Below are 16112 nucleotides of genomic sequence, written 5' to 3'. Positions count from 1 at the left end.
AGAAAAGTCAAAAATCAATTCTGCTTAAAGCTGAAAAATATCAGCTAAAACGCTGTCGTCTCCCTGAAGTCTCGTTTTCTTAGCTGGAGAATCATAAAGCACTATCAGCGATTTTTTATTTTCTTCTGTAGAGACAAAAGTCATTCCCTCAGCATGATCTTCTCCATTGCCATAGGGAATGTCCAGAATTGGTGTAGGTTTTAATAGCACATTTTCTGGCAAATTAACCCCATTTTCCAATCGGTAAAGCCTCACCGGGCCATCTATATCCATAGTTGGCCCCGCCAAAATTAACAAGTCTTGACCATCGATACATAAGTCGCGAACTCCTAAGCCGTCAAGGTCAATAAAATGTTTTTTGTATCGTTTATCTTCTATTTTCTTAAGTTTCAAGCTTGTCGAATTAATTTCTTTGACTTTTATTTCCAGTACGATCGCCCAACCCCGCAGCACAGGCCCCCGCAAACCTAGAAAAATCTTATCCTTATAAACAGCTAAACCCTCTATGTCAAAACCATTATCTTTTCCCGGAATATTCGCTTTTAAAAATGGGGCAAGGTGAGGATCTTCTAAGAGGGCATCCGTGAGGTAATTGCCGCTTTTGGTCTTTTCTAACCTAGCTGCCGTCAGTTGTTTATCTGGATTTTCTGGGTGACTGCAAGACTGGTATAAGCGATCGCCGACTAGAGGAATGCGTGCTAATAAAAAGCGGTTATTTTCAGGTTCGATAATTGCCAGATTTTGGATGTTTTCCAGGTCTGTTTGCTTATCATTTGGTTTTGTGCGTTTCAGGCTGTGAGAACCAACTAACCACAGGTAGCCATCGTCGTAATCGAGTCCTTCAATATCAATTTCCTTATCGCTATCGGTGATTGGTGGGATAAAATCTGCCACTAGAAAGCGTTCGTGATTTTCAAATGTATTGGGAACAGTACAGGACAGCCGTTCAATACTTGATGTTTCATCCGCACCCAACCACAAATAGTTTCCAGGGGTGAGTGCAACAGCAGACAAACTTTCCCGGCTGTCTTGAATGCCTGACTTGAATCGGAGTAAAACTTGTTCAATCGAGAATTTTTTTGTTTGCATATCCAATATTTCCTAATAGACCTCTCCAGAAATTAAAGGTGCCTTACCTGTAACCCTCGTAGAGACGTTGCATGCAACGTCTCTACATTCTTTTTTGGAGAGGTCTAATGCAGATCCAATTGTAACGATGAGTGGAACTGCAATGAAATTTTGGAATACTGTTGACTGTTGACTTTTGACTTTTGAAAGTGAACGGCGAACAGTGAACAGCGAACAGTGAGCTTACGGTTATAACCGCGATCGATATAAGTCTAACAATTTGGCAGTCTCCCGATCTCTAACTAAAGTATTAGCACAGAGAATGCCAGAGGCGGCAACGGCGGGAACACCAATTCCAGGCATGGTGCTGTCGCCAACGCGGTACAATCCGGGGATGGGGGTGTGTGGGCCTGGAAATGTGCCTTTTCCGGCTGCGATCGCAGGGCCATAAGTTCCCCGATCGCGGCGCAGGTAGTAGGCGTGAGTCAGGGGCGTACCGATGAGTTCGACGACGATGCGATCGCGCAAATCTGGTATTATTTTTTCTAGGGCAAGAAATAGAGATTGCGATCGCGCTTTTTTCTTCTCTTCATAACTATCATCCCGCTGCCAATTATCGTAAGGTTCCAAAGTATAACAATGAACCACATGATGTCCGGTTGGTGCAAGATTGACATCCCACACAGAAGGAATCGAAATCATGCAAGTATTTCCAGGTTCGGTAATATCACGATTAGCATCGTGAACAACTACATGATGTCCGGTAATATTTTCCAAACCTTCAGCGCGAATACCCAAATGCAAGTGCATAAAGCTATCAACAGCAGGAATATCGAGAGACTGCTGGCGATATGAACTTGGCAAATCTTCTGGTTTCAGCAGTTTAGTGTAGGTATCCCAGATAGTTGCATTGGAAATAACGATCGCTGCTTTAATCATTTCCCCATTCCGCAACCGAACCCCGACAACTTTGCCAGATTCCAATAATATTTGTTCCACATGAGCATTTAATTTCAACTTACCATCCCAGCGTGACAAACCGCGTACCAAAGCATCAACAATTGCGCCACTTCCTCCCACCGGATAATCGACGCCGATATTGCTGCGTTCCCCCAACATAAAAGCTACTTCCGGCGCAATAGTTCCCTCTGCTTTCAAACCGGATAACAGAAAACATTCTAAATCGATTAAACGTCGCACCCAAGCATCTTTCACCTCTTTATCCATCACCTCACCCACAGAACCTTGTACTATCCCTATTTGAGGTAATAATTTTAATAGGGATGGCAGATATCTTGTCAGCAAGACAGGAATTATCTGCCAATCTGCGCGTAAAGCTATAGTGGGAATTCCTTTTAATGCGTCGTACAATTGCAGCAAAGGTTTTTCAAAGCGTTCGAGTTCGATCGCACCTTGCGGCGTAATTTCACCAACCGCGTTTCGATAACGTTCCGCGTTGCTATAAACCGGAAAAGTTCCTTCTGGAAAATGATAATGTCCCAGCGGATCGTAACTTACGGTTTCGACAGATTCGCCCAAAACCTCAAGCACTTGCCGCAAAGGATTGAGGCTTTGCGGGTGATTTAAGCCACAATAAAATGAGGGGCCAGAATCAAAGTGAAAGCCGCGTCGCGAGAAGCTGTGCGCCGCACCGCCCGCAATGGCGTGACTTTCGCAGACAACCACTTGCTTGCCGTAACGTGCGAGTAGTCCCGCAGCTGTTAAACCGCCGATACCGCTACCGATAACGATGACATCCATATCTTGCAGGGGTGAAAAAAGCGATCGCGAGAGCAATTATCTTGCACCACGGGAGGTAGAACCTCTCGGATCTCGTGACCAGGTTCAACCTGGTCACGAAAATACAGAGGCGGAGCCTCTTGGTGCTAGATTTGAATTTAGCTGCCAAATCTAGCCAGTAATTCCTCGCGAGATAATTGCAGCAAAAATCCCGTAACTTCTTGGGTTGGAAAATTCAACAAGCGATCGATAATTCCTGACAATTCCTCATCTATCGAACCAAATCGGAATTGCAACAAATTTTCTATGGTAGCGCGGCGTTCCTCCCTGATCAGCTGTAAACCTTGCTGCAAACCTTGCTGCAAACCTTGCTGTACACCTTGCAGGACGCCTTGCACTATAGCCTCTTCCCGCAATTTCAAAAGTAGTGGTGATAATTCCATAGCTAACTCCCGATCTTCTCGATCTATATTTTGACTTGCTTGTATGGTGAACTGCAAATTAGACAACAACAAAAGAGCGTTTGAACGTAACGGATGATCTGGTGGAAGTGCGCCTATTTCGTTAATCGCTTGTATTTGCACTGTCCCTTTCCCCAACATTCTCAGCCATAGTGTTTCTTGAGTACGCGGTAACTGGTGAATTGCGACGATCGCAGTTTTCAGATATTCTCCCAAAAAGTATACTCCAGTTGGCCAGTTATCCGCATCCGGGTCGGCTTTAAATCCATTGACAATGGTTTCCGAAACAGTAGGAGAAAGAATCCACAACCGAGGTAAATCATCTTCTTCGAGAGGACTCTTGTCCCGCTGACGGCGACGCAGTAAACTGGCGTGTATATCAAATAGTTTAGACATACAGCTGCGAATTTGGTTGGGGGATACGGCATTGCGGAAGGGTTCAAAGATACATGGGGTAGTAGCAAACAGCCCCAGCAATCCCAACACTCCTGCATCTCCTCTTTGTTCCGGTGGGTAAGGTGTAAACGAAACATCTATTTCTCGGACTTCGCCTGAGATATCTTGGCTAATTTTCACCTCACCAAGAGGCGTTAACAATTCTTTGAAATAGTCCTTTGCAAATCGATCGTAAGGTAATCGCGTCATGCTAATTTAGAAGTTGCCTTATTAAATCGTACCATGCTCTCTTCACTAGCCTAACGCATCAAAACCAACTCTAGATATTGCGTTAATTCCAAATAACTAACGTTCGTTGCGTTGTCTCCCGATTTTACCGCCTCCTTACCCAACTCTTTGAGCGATCGCAATCATGCCAGCATTAATTAGCAGGTAAGACAGGACAAACATAATTTTGCTGATGTATTCGAGGTACTTAATATTGATCTTCCATTGTTTTTCATAAGCTATCAAAAGCAACGTTTGAATTAAAATTCCCATCATAATATAGAACATGGTGACAACATGAATCTTGTCTGTTAAAGTCATTGTTTCTGTTGTCCCAAGGGTGGACTGAGCTACCTGCAAATTGACGAAAACTGCAAAGAGAACACCCACCAGTAAACCCAAACTAGCACTATAAAGATCTCTACTAGACGTATCCAATAGGAAGCACACAACGCAAACAGAAAAAGCAATATAAACACCTCCAACCAGCTTGACAAATCCTAAGTAACTGATTCGTTTTATCTCGATCCTTATACTCATGTTCGCCATATCGAAGGTGTCAGCCGTTGCTCTGGGATCGCCGAAATTATTGTCATAGTGAGTTGCACTGGCATTAATACTGAAGTTAGTAATCTGCCAACCGTCTTCTAAGAGGATAGATTTATGTATACCCGAATGCTTCGGGTCTGGTTCATATAGGAATTTCGTTGCATCGAGAGAACTCGTTTCAAAGAAAATTTTCAGTGTGTGGCGATCGAAAGGATAATTTTGCAGATCCCAGTCGTGCCGAAAGTTGCCTTGGACGTTTGCATACCAATAGTTTCCTTCTCCAACTCCTTTAATGGTTTCTTTTGCACGCATTTCGTAGTTTTTTGCACTCAGGAAGTAGAGTCCCTCAGTAGTAGGAGCATCGGGATTGTTGCAGTTTCCATTTAACCAAAAATCGGTATAAAATGTGCCTTCGGCAAAGTTAAAATCGGTCAGAGCCATCACGTGGCTAGCGACTCGGCATCGGATCGGAGGAGCAGGAGTTTGTTGAACTGGATCGGAAGTTTGAGCAGCAACCACAGTCGGATTATACAGCGAAACAAATAAAAGGATAAGGATAACGGCTAATCCACCGCAGAGAGGATAAAGCAAGGTATGGAATATGGGTTTATGGAAAAACTGTTGGCAAAGCGATCGCTCCGATCGCTTATTCTGCCTTTTGTTTATCAGTCCGTGCTGTCCCATGAGTAAGTGTTCGGCGATCAAGACATCTCGTACTCTGTTTTAACCTGACTTAACCTTTAAGATCGAAATATAAAGAAACATTTCGCAACTCTGGCTTATGAAACGCATCGTCTTGATTGCTGGGTTTGAATCCTTCAACGCCGACTTGTACCGCAAAGCCGCTGATTTGGCTGTGACACGCTGTCCAAAGTTGGATATCCGGGTGTTTAGCGATATTGCACTACGCACCGAACCCGAAGCCGTAGAAGCCGCACTGCAAGGCGCAGATGTCTTCTTCGGCAGTCTGCTATTCGACTACGACCAAGTTCTGTGGTTGCGCGAAAGAATTCAACACATCCCCATTCGCCTGGTATTCGAGTCAGCCTTAGAATTGATGAGTCTCACCCAAATTGGTGCATTTAAAATTGGCGATAAACCCAAAGGAATGCCCAAACCAGTTAAATTTATACTCGACAAATTCAGCAACGGACGAGAAGAAGACAAACTCGCAGGTTACATCAGTTTTTTGAAAGTAGGGCCAAAGTTATTAAAATACGTGCCAGTGCAAAAGGTGCAAGACTTACGCAACTGGCTGATAATCTACGGTTACTGGAATGCTGGCGGCACAGATAATGTTACCTCAATGTTTTGGACTCTGGCAGAGAAATATTTAGGTTTAAAACTAGGAGAAATTCCGCCACCAATCGAAACCCCAAACATGGGATTACTGCATCCCGACTATCAAGGCTATTTTGAATCACCCCGTCAGTATTTAGAATGGTATCGCCAGAGAAGCAGAGGAGCAGAGGAGCAGAGGGGCAGAGGGGCAGAGGAAACAGAAAATTTACCAATCACGAATCCCGTTGTCGGCATCCTACTTTATCGCAAGCACGTCATCACAAAACAACCTTACATTTTTCAACTAATTCGTCACTTTGAAAAAGCAGGATTAATCCCCTTACCCATCTTTATTAATGGCGTTGAAGGTCACGTTGCCGTCCGAGATTGGATGACAACTGCCTACGAAACAACTCAAAGAAAACAAGGTAATATTGAGACACTCTCATTATCCAGCGAAGCAGTTGAAGTCGATGCCATTGTTTCAACGATCGGATTTCCCCTAGTTGGTGGCCCAGCAGGTTCGATGGAAGCAGGGCGGCAAGTAGAAGTTGCTAAACGTATTCTTACTGCCAAAAATGTACCTTACATTGTATCCGCACCGCTGTTAATTCAAGACATACATTCTTGGACTCGCCAAGGTGTTGGTGGGTTGCAAAGTGTCGTTTTATACGCGCTGCCCGAATTAGATGGTGCGATCGATCCTATTCCCCTTGGCGGTTTAGTGGGGGAAGACATCTATCTAATTCCCGATCGAGTAAAACGCCTGACTGGTAGGCTGAACAAATGGATATCACTGCGACGGACCCCACCATGCGATCGCAAAATCGCCATCATTCTCTACGGATTTCCACCCGGATATGGTGCCACTGGTACAGCAGCTTTATTGAACGTACCTAAAAGTTTAATCAAATTCCTCCAAGCATTAAAAGCCGAAGGTTATACAGTCGGAGATTTACCCGAAGATGGCGAAGAATTAATTAACTGGGTGAAAGTAGCGGATGAGAACCCCACCCCAACCCTCCCCGTCCACGGGGAGGGAGCAAGAGGCGATACAACAAGAGAAGCCCCCCTGTGGACGGGGGGGTTTGGGGGGGTAAACTCGGCAGCCCCCCTGTGGACGGGGGGGTTTGGGGGGGTTTCCACCGTCAATGTCCGCACCCTAGAAAAATGGCTGGGCTATCTACTAACAAATCGCATTGAAAAACAATGGAAATCTCTCACTGGCACAGGCATCAAAACATATGGTGATGAATTCCAAATTGGCGGTATTCAACTAGGCAACATTTGGATCGGCGTGCAACCACCTTTAGGAATATCAGGCGATCCCATGCGCCTAATGTTTGAACGCGATTTAACGCCTCATCCCCAATATGCCGCTTTCTACAAATGGCTGCAAAACGAATTTCAAGCTGATGCCATTGTTCACTTCGGAATGCACGGCACCGTTGAATGGTTGCCCGGTTCGCCATTGGGAAATACCGGCTATTCCTGGTCAGATATTCTCCTGGGAGATATGCCACATCTATATATATATGCGGCAAATAATCCCTCTGAATCGATGTTGGCAAAACGTCGTGGTTACGGCGTTCTCATTTCCCACAACGTACCGCCCTATGGACGTGCTGGGTTGTACAAAGAATTGGTATACCTACGCGATTTAATCTCCGAATATCGGGAAGACCCGCAGAAAAATTACGTCCTCAAAGAAGCCATCTGCAAAAAGATTGTAGACACTGGTTTAGATGCAGATTGTCCATTTGAAGATGCTCAAAAATTGGGAATTGCCTTTAGTCCTGAGAATGCCCGGTTATTTAGTGCTGATGCCTTTAATCGGTATTTGGTCAAATTGTACGAATATCTGCAAGTTCTGGAAAATCGCCTATTTTCATCTGGTTTGCACATATTGGGCGAACCACCCAATCCAGAGGAAATGGCATCTTATTTGAATGCTTATTTTGGAGAAAACCCAGAAACCGGGTTTCTAGAGGCTACAAACGAATCTGCTGCCGAAATTCGCGATTTATTGATGCAAACCACTGATGAATTAACCAACTTATTGCGGGGATTAAATGGCGAATATATACCCCCTGCACCAGGTGGCGATTTGTTGCGCGATGGTGCTGGTGTTTTACCCACAGGTCGAAATATTCATGCTTTAGATCCCTATCGGATGCCTTCACCTGCTGCTTACGAAAGAGGACGAGAAATTGCCAATAAAATTATCGCCCAACACCTCAAGGAAAATGGGCAATATCCCGAAACTGTGGCGGTGATGTTGTGGGGTTTAGATGCGATTAAAACTAAAGGTGAATCTCTCGGTATTCTCTTAGAATTAGTAGGCGCTGAACCAGTAAAAGAAGGTACAGGGCGCATTGTCCGCTACGAATTGAAACCACTAGCAGAAATAGGACACCCACGCATCGATGTACTGGCAAATCTTTCTGGTATTTTCCGCGATAGCTTTGTCAATATTATCGAATTACTGGATGATTTGTTCCAACGTGCCGCTGATGCTGATGAACCGGAAGATCGAAACTTTATCCGCAAACACGCTTTGGCGCTGAAAGCAAAGGGTGTGGATAATGCAAGTGCTAGGTTATTTTCTAACCCTGCTGGTGATTTTGGTTCGCTGGTTAATGACCAAGTTGTTGCTTCTAATTGGGAATCTGGTGATGAATTAGCGAATACTTGGCAAGGACGAAATGTGTTTAGTTACGGCAGAAAAGATAAGGGGGAAGCGCGAACAGAAATCCTCAATCAATTGTTGCAAACTACTGAAAGAGTTGTGCAACAAATCGATTCGGTTGAATATGGTTTGACTGACATTCAGGAATATTACGCAAATACTGGTGGTTTGAAAAAGGCAGCAGAGAAACAACGGGGTAAAAAAGTTAATGCCAGTTTTGTAGAAAGTTTCTCTAAAGATACAACGCCTCGCAATTTAGAAGATTTGCTGCGAATGGAGTATCGCACTAAGTTGCTAAATCCAAAATGGGCTGATGCAATGGCGAATCAAGGTTCCGGCGGTGCTTATGAAATTTCGCAGCGAATGACGGCGTTAATTGGTTGGGGTGGTACTGCTGATTTTACGGATGATTGGGTTTACGAACAAGCTGCTGATACTTACGCTTTAGATGAGGAAATGGCGAATAAATTGCGCGATGCAAATCCAGAAGCTTTTCGCAATATTGTGGGGAGGATGTTAGAGGCGAATGGGCGTGGTTTTTGGCAACCGGATAAGGAGAAGTTGCAGAAGTTGCGGGAGTTGTATGATAGAACTGATGAAGAACTTGAAGGCGTGACGGTTTGATTGGGAAATAAAGTAGCACATTAAGAATGTTTTAGCTCAGGTAAGCTATGCTAAGCTGCTACGCATCTAAAATGACCGTCAGTTTTTCTGAACTTCTTGTGGGATGGGCATCCTGCCCGTCTTTGTATTGGATTTAGATGCGTAATAGCTTATCCCTGAACCTTATGCTTGATTTAGGGAATTTAAACTGAGGGATGAACAGATGGACCCTGCTGAGATCATCACGCTTATCAAGACTGGTAAAGCTGCTTACAAAATAGGGAAGTATGGCTTGTTTGACAATATAGTCCACGGCGGCAAGGATCGTATAGGCGAGGTACTAATACGCGATAGCAGCTATCGTCTTTGGGAAGTAAAGGTTCGTGAAACAGGCAAGCGGGGGCGCTACCTCAAAATTAGCTCAAAACTAAGCGCTCAAGAGATCCTCGCATCGGCGGAAGGTTACAAACCTGGTAAGTATATGTCCATCACACAGGATGAGTGGACAGTATTTGCTCTCTGTACCGAAAATGATGATGCTCAGCTTCATACCTGCGCTCAGAATATCCTTGATCGTCTAGTGAGATAAAGTTAGATTCTCAGCCAGTTTACAGCAAGACTGACAGACAAGGGTGATTTGTGCGATCGCCTTTTCATTAGCCATCTTTTGAAGTAGTGCGATCGCAATTCAGATATCTCACGAAATCGTTCCACTCTCAACCCGTTTATCATCAACTTCTTTAACTTTTGGCCGATTGACAAACTCTTCAAACAAGCTAAAAAATCGCTCGACTGCACTGCGTTCATCTGTAGCATGGAAAAGCAAGATACTTGCCCATAATTGTCCCGTTTCCACCTGAAATTTCTGGCGTAACCACTGCAAAAATTCTTGAAATTCAGCCTCCTGTTTCGTCAAAGGTACGCCAAGTTCGCGCCTAGCAAAATAGTATCCATCCAAAAATGCCTGAAGACTGAAAATAGAATGCCTGCCCAGATACATGGCAGGTCTTTTTTTAATTTTTTGTAATACATCGTAAAAATTATCCATATCCAACTCCCAACAAGTTAACGCTAAAACATCTTTTCTGTTACCTGAAATTCTCTACCAACTTCCAGAATAGGCGAATAGAGATTTTGCATCCAAACCGAGCGAGGAATTCCTTCAGGGTGAATGTTGTCAACCACAATTTCCTCTCCCTCAATTTCAACTACAACTCCTTCATGGTGTCCAGTCGTGGCAATCAGTTCTCCTACACTATCATCATAAATACGTCCGTAGAGCGGATCTTGTGAACCCGTATCCAGCTTGATATGCTTTCCCTGAACTCCCTGTTCTACCAAAAATTCTTTGATAACTCTAGCACAGGGAATACAATCAAAAATTCCAAAGCCACTGGCGATCCTAACAACTTCTTGAAAGACCGGATCGTTACTACTCAGCATCACCACAACAATACAAAATTACTGCGATCGCGTAAAACAGAGCCACAAGGACGATCGTCCATCACACAGAATGAGTGGACAGTATTTGCTCTCTGCACTGAAAATGACGATCCTCAGCTTTCTCCTGCGCCCAGAATATTGTCGCTCGCCTGGTAAGATAGACTCAGCTTCTCAACCAGTTTACAGCAATACTGACATACAAGGGCGATTTGCGCGATCGCCCTCATCTTTCCAATCATAAAATCAAACCTGGTTAACATCAAGGCTGTACGCCAAAATACCGTTTCAGGTAATACAAAACCGCAGTGCAGAAAGGCTCATATTCATCTTGTGTGTTTTTTTGCATACAAACTTGAGCTAACTGCTGTGCTTCATCGTTTGTAATTCCTTGCAATGCGTCAAGTGCATTAATTCGCGCCTGTGTTAAGTCATAGTCATTAAGTCCAAGAATGTCAATGGTTTTTCTAACATCATCATTGTGTTTTTGATTTAGATTATTCGCGGCTTCTATTTTTCCATTACTAGAGTAACTAAACAAATCTTCACAGTTACTCTGTAAAGGCGAAACCATAATGGCATTATCTTTTTTGTTATTCCCACAGTGTTTAGGCCAATGTTTAGAACTACCGCAGGAAGCTAACATATTAGTATATTCGACAGATAAATCTGAATCAGTCTTACTCTGAGGATTTAAATGTTCGATATGGCTAGTATCTGTTGCAACCCGCATACAGCAGTAACAGCAGATGTATCCTTGTTCATGCAGCAAGGATTGATGTACTAATCGCTTTTCAGGATTTTGGAGGCTTCCATAATTGCAATTAACACCAACAAATTTTTGTTGTGCTTTCCATTCGGTAAATTCTTGAGGTTCATTTCCTTTGCGAATATATTTCATTGCTTGATTATTTCCTGCCGTCGGATTAGCCAATCTGCTCTAACAAATTCCGGATCTTCTTCTTTCATTCTGTTCGCAAGCTGTTGACGACAAAGCCTAGCCTCATCAAGTTTTCCCTCATCAATAAGACGAAATAATTCTTGAAAACTATGCTCAATTTCTGCTGGGCGTTTTCCAGTCCCCATCAGCGTTTCAAGAATCCGATTGCTATCTTTCCCTAACGATCTTAACTTTTCAACAACAATACCTTCAGGTGTTTCCATCACAAGATACACCCACTCAACATCGCTAATTACTTGCGGTGAATGAGTTGTCACTATAAACTGACAGTTAGGAAAAGTTTTTTCCAGATCGGGAATAATTCCACGCTGCCATTTGGGATGAAGATGTAATTCAATTTCATCAATCAAAACAACGCCGCTACCTTGAAGCGGATCGAAGGATGGATTGGGATTGGCGATCGCCAAACGTCTTGCCAAATCTCCTACTACTGCTAACAAGCATTTCTCTCCATCGGATAGCTGATTTACAATAAGTTCTTGCCCTTGTTTCTCTACACTCATTCGCAAAGGCGATCGCTGAACTCGTAAATTACCGAATCCGTCCAGCATTTTAGAAATTGCTTGTCTTACCGCTTCTAGCTGGCGATCGCGGTAATCATTAGATTGACTTAACCGTAATTCATTTTCCAGATCCTCCCGTTCTCTAAACCATTCAAAAAAACGTCTGAAGTCAATTTGTCCTCCTGTGAGTGCCTCGTCATAAGCAGCTATCTGCTCAAAGGAATGCTTTGTCCTAATCCTCAAGGGAATATCAAGTACAGCACGATTGGTTGGATAGTAAACTACCAAAGGTAATTCTGCGTGAGGAGTAGTATCTAACTGATGGTGTATGTCGTCAACAACTGCTCTTAAGTGCGCCAGATTGCTGCTATTATCTTTACTTCTTCCTTTCCTAGCATGGGTTAAAGACCATGTAATTTCCTGTCCGTCGTTGATTATAATCGTAATCTCATTATGTGTTTGTTTTTGTCCATTTTTAATGGACTCTTCGCTGAAAAAACGCCCAGAACCTTTAGGATTTTGAATTCGCCCTGTAAACCAAGACAGCAGAATAGTAAGACAGTCAAGTATACTCGACTTTCCCACTCCGTTGATACCGATGAGTACGGTTGGTTCAGGTGTCTCAAACTCCAGTGTCAGGTCGCTGATTCCTCGGAATGAATTTATGCTCAGGCGCTTGATTTTCATGTTTTGGTATTAACTCCACCAAGATTGAGCTTGCTCAACATATATTTTTAATCATTTATACCCCCAATAGCAACAGTATAATAAAAAATGGGAAAGTTAATCTTTCCCATTTGTCATCACCAATTACCTAAATCTTTGCTGAAAAGTCGCGATCGGAATCGCCCAACTTAACTCTTCCATTCGCTGAAAAAGTCCCTGGGATGGTGCAGATCCATCGGCAAATCTGTAAGCTTGAATCCCTTGCGGGGGAAATTTCAATCTGCCGTTAATTCCCACCAACTCACCGTTACTATTTAGTACTGGCCCGCCACTCATGCCGTCTTGAATCTCGTTAGAATAGCCGAGTTGGTATCCTCTGGGGAGCGATCGCTCTGCAATCATCCCCACATCCCCTTTAGTAACGCGAAACGCTCTCAAACCCCAATCGCGGGTATTTTCTATTGCATCCCGGTTAATCATGTACCAATTGGGAAATCCCGAAGCGTATACCGGATCGCCAACTGATAGGGAATCAGAATATCCCATACTAACAACTTCATAAGTGCGATCGCTCGTAAATTGCACCAGCGCTAAGTCATTATCTCCAAACTTGGCAGAAGGCTGCAACCGAGCGGAATATGTGCTACCATCAGGGGTTAAAATCCTGTAGCGATTGCCTTTTTTAGACACCACATGATCGCAAGTCAAAACTGTGTAGGTTTGCCCCTGACGACCGATAATCACACCAGAACCACCCTCATCATTCGCTAAAATTCGCACGGTCACTTGCCTAGCTATTTCGGCCACAGAAATATTATTTGAACGGCGATTTTGAGCTAATTGAATAGGAAGTTTGTCTGTGTAAGTAAAGCTGCGATCGTAATTGGGGGAAACTGCGATCGTAGATAGCAGTAATACCCCATTTAATGAAGCGATCGCCGCCAAATTAATCCCCGAAACGATTAACGATAGTGCCACAATCAGTTCTGTCCCCTGAAAATAGTTTTACAGATACCTATTAACTAGCCAACCTGGAGAGGCTAAATACTCCCCAGGTTGGCTACTACTCGAAATCAACAATCCATTCAATTTGAATTAGATACCGTTCATGCCCCCAGAGTTATTTCCAGTTCCAGGTCGAGGAGTAACTGGTCTACCAGTGTTTCGCGATCCAAATGCTTCATTAACAACTCTTTCCAAACTGAAAGTTCGTCGCTGTCTCGTTGTAGTTGTAGTTGTACTGTTGTTGGGTCTAAGCGAGTAGACTGGACGACCGGAACCTGTTGTACCAAACTCCAGCAAATTCGCTAGAACTTCGTCTGGATTTTGGGCACTGCGACGATCGAGAGTGAACAGCAAATTGTTGGAATTACAATCAGATGTTCCATTATTAACGTAACAAACAACAGGTAGACGATTGACTGTTCCGGTTGTGAGGTATAAGTTGCTCAGACGACCTCCATTGTCGGCTACTGCTCTGGTCAATCTATCAGAAACAATGCGGCAGCGTTGTTGAGGAGTATATTCGGGGCCGAACTCAGTGGTTCTCCAAACTACGATGGGTGATGTGGCTCGATCGCCTCTTTCGGCGATCGTTGCATAGTTCCGACCTTCGCGAACGCAACGAAAATTTGTTGTTAATTCGTCAGTTTGATCGAGTTGGTTATCATCCTGGGCTTGCGCTTGGGATACAAACCCCACAACACCAGAAAAAGCAAGGGCGGATACTAACAATTGAGCCAGTAATTTCTGGGATTTCATAAAGAACTCTTCCGATTAGGGCTAATTTTAAGGTACAATCTTTTTAAGGTGTTGTACCTCATCCATTTGAACTATCTGACAGGATGATTTCGCATAATGTTCCTAAAGACATTTTTTGATTATGCTGGCTCTTTAGCTGCTAATTTCGGTTAATGGATTATAAAACAGCGCGTAACTTTTTAATCGATCGGGGTACAGCTTTGCTAACCCAACGAAATCCCGATGACTTTCTGGTGCGTCTGCGATCGGGCAAAGCGCCAGTGCCGGGTCAGCTGACATCTATACTATTGGCGCTGAAAATTTCGTTCGACGCCCTCAAAGAGGAAACTTATCTCGATCGCGAGCTAATTCACGCACTGCATCTGTTGTGTTTTGAGAGTCGCTATCTGTACGAAGTGGGTCTTAAATCTGGGGTTGAGTGGCCCCCTATGTTGAATGAGGATATAGACCGGATCGCGATCGCAGTCCGAAGTATCTTCGCTGGCACCTGGCAAGGCTAGGAACTAGGGGCTTCATCGATTGCGGAGTTCTGATTCCAATTTGTCTAAATCGCTTTTGAGGAGGATTGTAATTTTGCCGGTGATGGGAAAACCCTGTCGGGGTTGGGCAATCTCTAACCAGTAGGCATATCTGTCGCCTAAGCGCAGTTGTCCTTGCAATGCCTCCTGTAACGGGGCTGCTTGCCCGCGAGCTTCCCTCACCATCGCTTCGTTAGGATAAGCGTAGACTACTTGCGCCCTTTGGTAATCTTGATAGATATCCAAGCCATAGATAACTCGCAGGGATTCTTCGAGGCGATTCGCCGTCACACCATTAATCGTGTCAAACAAATCGATTTGTTCGGTGCGAATTATGCTGGGATCTCCCGCAGGAGTGGCTAAGCCCGGTGATAGGACGGAGGCTTGAAATATAAATCTCACTGCGGCGGTATCGCTTTTGCGTACTAGCAGCGTTTCGCCGCTGCTGGGTCGCAGGGTGGGATGGGCTTTAATCCAGGCGGTAACTCGATCGGTTGTCTGACCCGGTAAGGCGTTGGCTTTTGAAGTAAAAAGCGTTCCCAGGCACAGCCAGGAAACAAGGGCAAAAGGCAAAAGAAAGACTAATTTTAATTTCATCTTTTCCGTTTCACCCTTCATCCTTTTTGTGGTTCTATGGCTACTTTAATTACTTTGCGATCGCGCATATCGTGAAACACTTGTTCTAAATCTTGCAGCGATCGATATTCGCTAATCAGTAATTCAAACGGGATGGCGCGACTTGCCAACAGCGATAGCGCCTCTCTTACGTATGTTGGTGTATTGTGAAACACTCCTTTGAGAGTCAGTTCGCTGTAGTGAAGTTGTTCTGTATTTACTGTAATTGTAGTATCTCGCGGACAACCACCAAATAAGTTAACCGTTCCACCAGGACGGGCAGAAGCGATCGCACTTTCCCACACCGCTGGCACACCCGTTGCTTCAATTACCACATCCGCACCCCATCCCTCTGTTACTTTTTTTACCTCTGCTGGGATGTCGCTAAATTGATGATAATTGAAAGTCTCAGATGCACCCAATTTTTTCCCAATTTCCAACCTTTGGTCGTTCCCACCAAATAGGAATACCTCAACTGGATTTTGGATTGGGGACTCGGAAAGTTTTGAGTTTTGAATCTCCTCTGCCCCTCTGCCCCTCTGCCCCTCTGCCCCTCTGCCCCTCTGCCCCTCTGCCCCTCTGCCCCTCTGCCCC

General features: G+C 44.2%; 15 protein-coding genes. 3 read left to right on the top strand and 12 right to left on the bottom strand.

All coding sequences use genetic code 11. The features are described 5' to 3' along the window. Positions 1-24: 24 nt before the first annotated feature. The 4 genes from LAY41_RS24910 to LAY41_RS24895 form a co-directional block, all read right to left on the bottom strand. Complete coding sequence (locus LAY41_RS24910) at positions 25-1089, bottom strand: DUF3616 domain-containing protein (RefSeq protein WP_249103967.1); 1065 nt, start codon at positions 1087-1089, stop codon at positions 25-27. 228 nt (positions 1090-1317) lie between these two features. After that, complete coding sequence (locus LAY41_RS24905; protein WP_249104063.1) at positions 1318-2838, bottom strand: phytoene desaturase family protein; 1521 nt, start codon at positions 2836-2838, stop codon at positions 1318-1320. Positions 2839-2966: 128 nt separating this feature from the next. Next, on the bottom strand, positions 2967-3914 hold the full coding sequence (locus LAY41_RS24900) for a hypothetical protein (RefSeq protein WP_249103965.1): 948 nt from the start codon (positions 3912-3914) through the stop codon (positions 2967-2969). A gap of 135 nt (positions 3915-4049) precedes the next feature. Continuing rightward, entirely contained in the window at positions 4050-5186 is a 1137-nt protein-coding gene (locus LAY41_RS24895) for a ligand-gated ion channel (RefSeq protein WP_249103963.1), read from the bottom strand. A gap of 76 nt (positions 5187-5262) precedes the next feature. Between LAY41_RS24895 and LAY41_RS24890 the strand changes: the two genes are divergently transcribed. Beyond that, complete coding sequence (locus LAY41_RS24890) at positions 5263-9075, top strand: cobaltochelatase subunit CobN (RefSeq protein WP_249103960.1); 3813 nt, start codon at positions 5263-5265, stop codon at positions 9073-9075. Positions 9076-9277: 202 nt separating this feature from the next. Continuing rightward, the gene (locus LAY41_RS24885; RefSeq protein ID WP_249103958.1) at positions 9278-9643 is read left to right on the top strand and encodes a hypothetical protein; all 366 of its coding nucleotides are present in this window, start codon (positions 9278-9280) and stop codon (positions 9641-9643) included. A gap of 108 nt (positions 9644-9751) precedes the next feature. On the opposite strand, the gene LAY41_RS24880 is transcribed toward LAY41_RS24885, so the two are convergent. The 6 genes from LAY41_RS24880 to LAY41_RS24855 form a co-directional block, all read right to left on the bottom strand. Beyond that, positions 9752-10102 (bottom strand): hypothetical protein, encoded by a 351-nt coding sequence (locus LAY41_RS24880; protein ID WP_249103956.1) that lies wholly within the window; start codon positions 10100-10102, stop codon positions 9752-9754. A 23-nt stretch (positions 10103-10125) separates the two neighbouring features. Beyond that, on the bottom strand, positions 10126-10497 hold the full coding sequence (locus LAY41_RS24875; protein ID WP_249103954.1) for a papain fold toxin domain-containing protein: 372 nt from the start codon (positions 10495-10497) through the stop codon (positions 10126-10128). Positions 10498-10756: 259 nt separating this feature from the next. Further along, a complete protein-coding gene (locus LAY41_RS24870; protein ID WP_249103952.1) occupies positions 10757-11395 on the bottom strand; it encodes a retron system putative HNH endonuclease in 639 nt (212 codons plus the stop codon). Continuing rightward, positions 11392-12645, bottom strand: a complete 1254-nt coding sequence (locus LAY41_RS24865) for an AAA family ATPase (RefSeq protein WP_249103950.1) — start codon at positions 12643-12645, stop codon at positions 11392-11394. Before LAY41_RS24865 ends, LAY41_RS24870 begins: the two co-directional genes overlap by 4 nt. 123 nt (positions 12646-12768) lie before the next feature. Beyond that, on the bottom strand, positions 12769-13602 hold the full coding sequence (locus LAY41_RS24860) for a S1 family peptidase (protein WP_249103948.1): 834 nt from the start codon (positions 13600-13602) through the stop codon (positions 12769-12771). Positions 13603-13719: 117 nt separating this feature from the next. Then, a complete protein-coding gene (locus tag LAY41_RS24855) occupies positions 13720-14385 on the bottom strand; it encodes a COP23 domain-containing protein (RefSeq protein ID WP_249103946.1) in 666 nt (221 codons plus the stop codon). 152 nt (positions 14386-14537) lie between these two features. On the opposite strand from LAY41_RS24855, the gene LAY41_RS24850 reads away from it, so the two are divergent. Beyond that, the gene (locus tag LAY41_RS24850) at positions 14538-14885 is read left to right on the top strand and encodes a Dethiobiotin synthetase (RefSeq protein ID WP_249103944.1); all 348 of its coding nucleotides are present in this window, start codon (positions 14538-14540) and stop codon (positions 14883-14885) included. A gap of 12 nt (positions 14886-14897) precedes the next feature. Here the strand turns inward: LAY41_RS24850 and LAY41_RS24845 are convergent, their stop codons facing one another. Continuing rightward, positions 14898-15500, bottom strand: coding sequence for a hypothetical protein (locus LAY41_RS24845; protein WP_249103942.1), 603 nt, complete (start codon positions 15498-15500; stop codon positions 14898-14900). Positions 15501-15517: 17 nt separating this feature from the next. Further along, a partial coding sequence (locus LAY41_RS24840) for a zinc-binding dehydrogenase (RefSeq protein WP_249103940.1) occupies positions 15518-16112 on the bottom strand: 595 nt, incomplete at its 5' end.

Origin of the sequence: Argonema galeatum A003/A1 (genome assembly GCF_023333595.1) — a bacterium.
GTDB classification, from domain to species: Bacteria; Cyanobacteriota; Cyanobacteriia; order Cyanobacteriales; family Aerosakkonemataceae; genus Argonema; species Argonema galeatum.
Note: the sequence above shows the minus strand (reverse complement) of the source record. Positions and strands in the feature narration are given on the sequence as shown.

Excerpts from the sequence above, each read along its gene's own strand:
- LAY41_RS24910 (WP_249103967.1), bottom strand. The coding sequence starts at position 1,089 with ATGCAAACAAAAAAATTCTCGATTGAACAAGTTTTACTCCGATTCAAG.
- LAY41_RS24850 (WP_249103944.1), top strand. The coding sequence starts at position 14,538 with ATGGATTATAAAACAGCGCGTAACTTTTTAATCGATCGGGGTACAGCT.
- LAY41_RS24890 (WP_249103960.1), top strand. The coding sequence starts at position 5,263 with ATGAAACGCATCGTCTTGATTGCTGGGTTTGAATCCTTCAACGCCGAC.
- LAY41_RS24845 (WP_249103942.1), bottom strand. The coding sequence starts at position 15,500 with ATGAAATTAAAATTAGTCTTTCTTTTGCCTTTTGCCCTTGTTTCCTGG.
- LAY41_RS24900 (WP_249103965.1), bottom strand. The coding sequence starts at position 3,914 with ATGACGCGATTACCTTACGATCGATTTGCAAAGGACTATTTCAAAGAA.
- LAY41_RS24855 (WP_249103946.1), bottom strand. The coding sequence starts at position 14,385 with ATGAAATCCCAGAAATTACTGGCTCAATTGTTAGTATCCGCCCTTGCT.
- LAY41_RS24885 (WP_249103958.1), top strand. The coding sequence starts at position 9,278 with ATGGACCCTGCTGAGATCATCACGCTTATCAAGACTGGTAAAGCTGCT.
- LAY41_RS24880 (WP_249103956.1), bottom strand. The coding sequence starts at position 10,102 with ATGGATAATTTTTACGATGTATTACAAAAAATTAAAAAAAGACCTGCC.
- LAY41_RS24870 (WP_249103952.1), bottom strand. The coding sequence starts at position 11,395 with ATGAAATATATTCGCAAAGGAAATGAACCTCAAGAATTTACCGAATGG.
- LAY41_RS24875 (WP_249103954.1), bottom strand. The coding sequence starts at position 10,497 with ATGCTGAGTAGTAACGATCCGGTCTTTCAAGAAGTTGTTAGGATCGCC.
- LAY41_RS24865 (WP_249103950.1), bottom strand. The coding sequence starts at position 12,645 with ATGAAAATCAAGCGCCTGAGCATAAATTCATTCCGAGGAATCAGCGAC.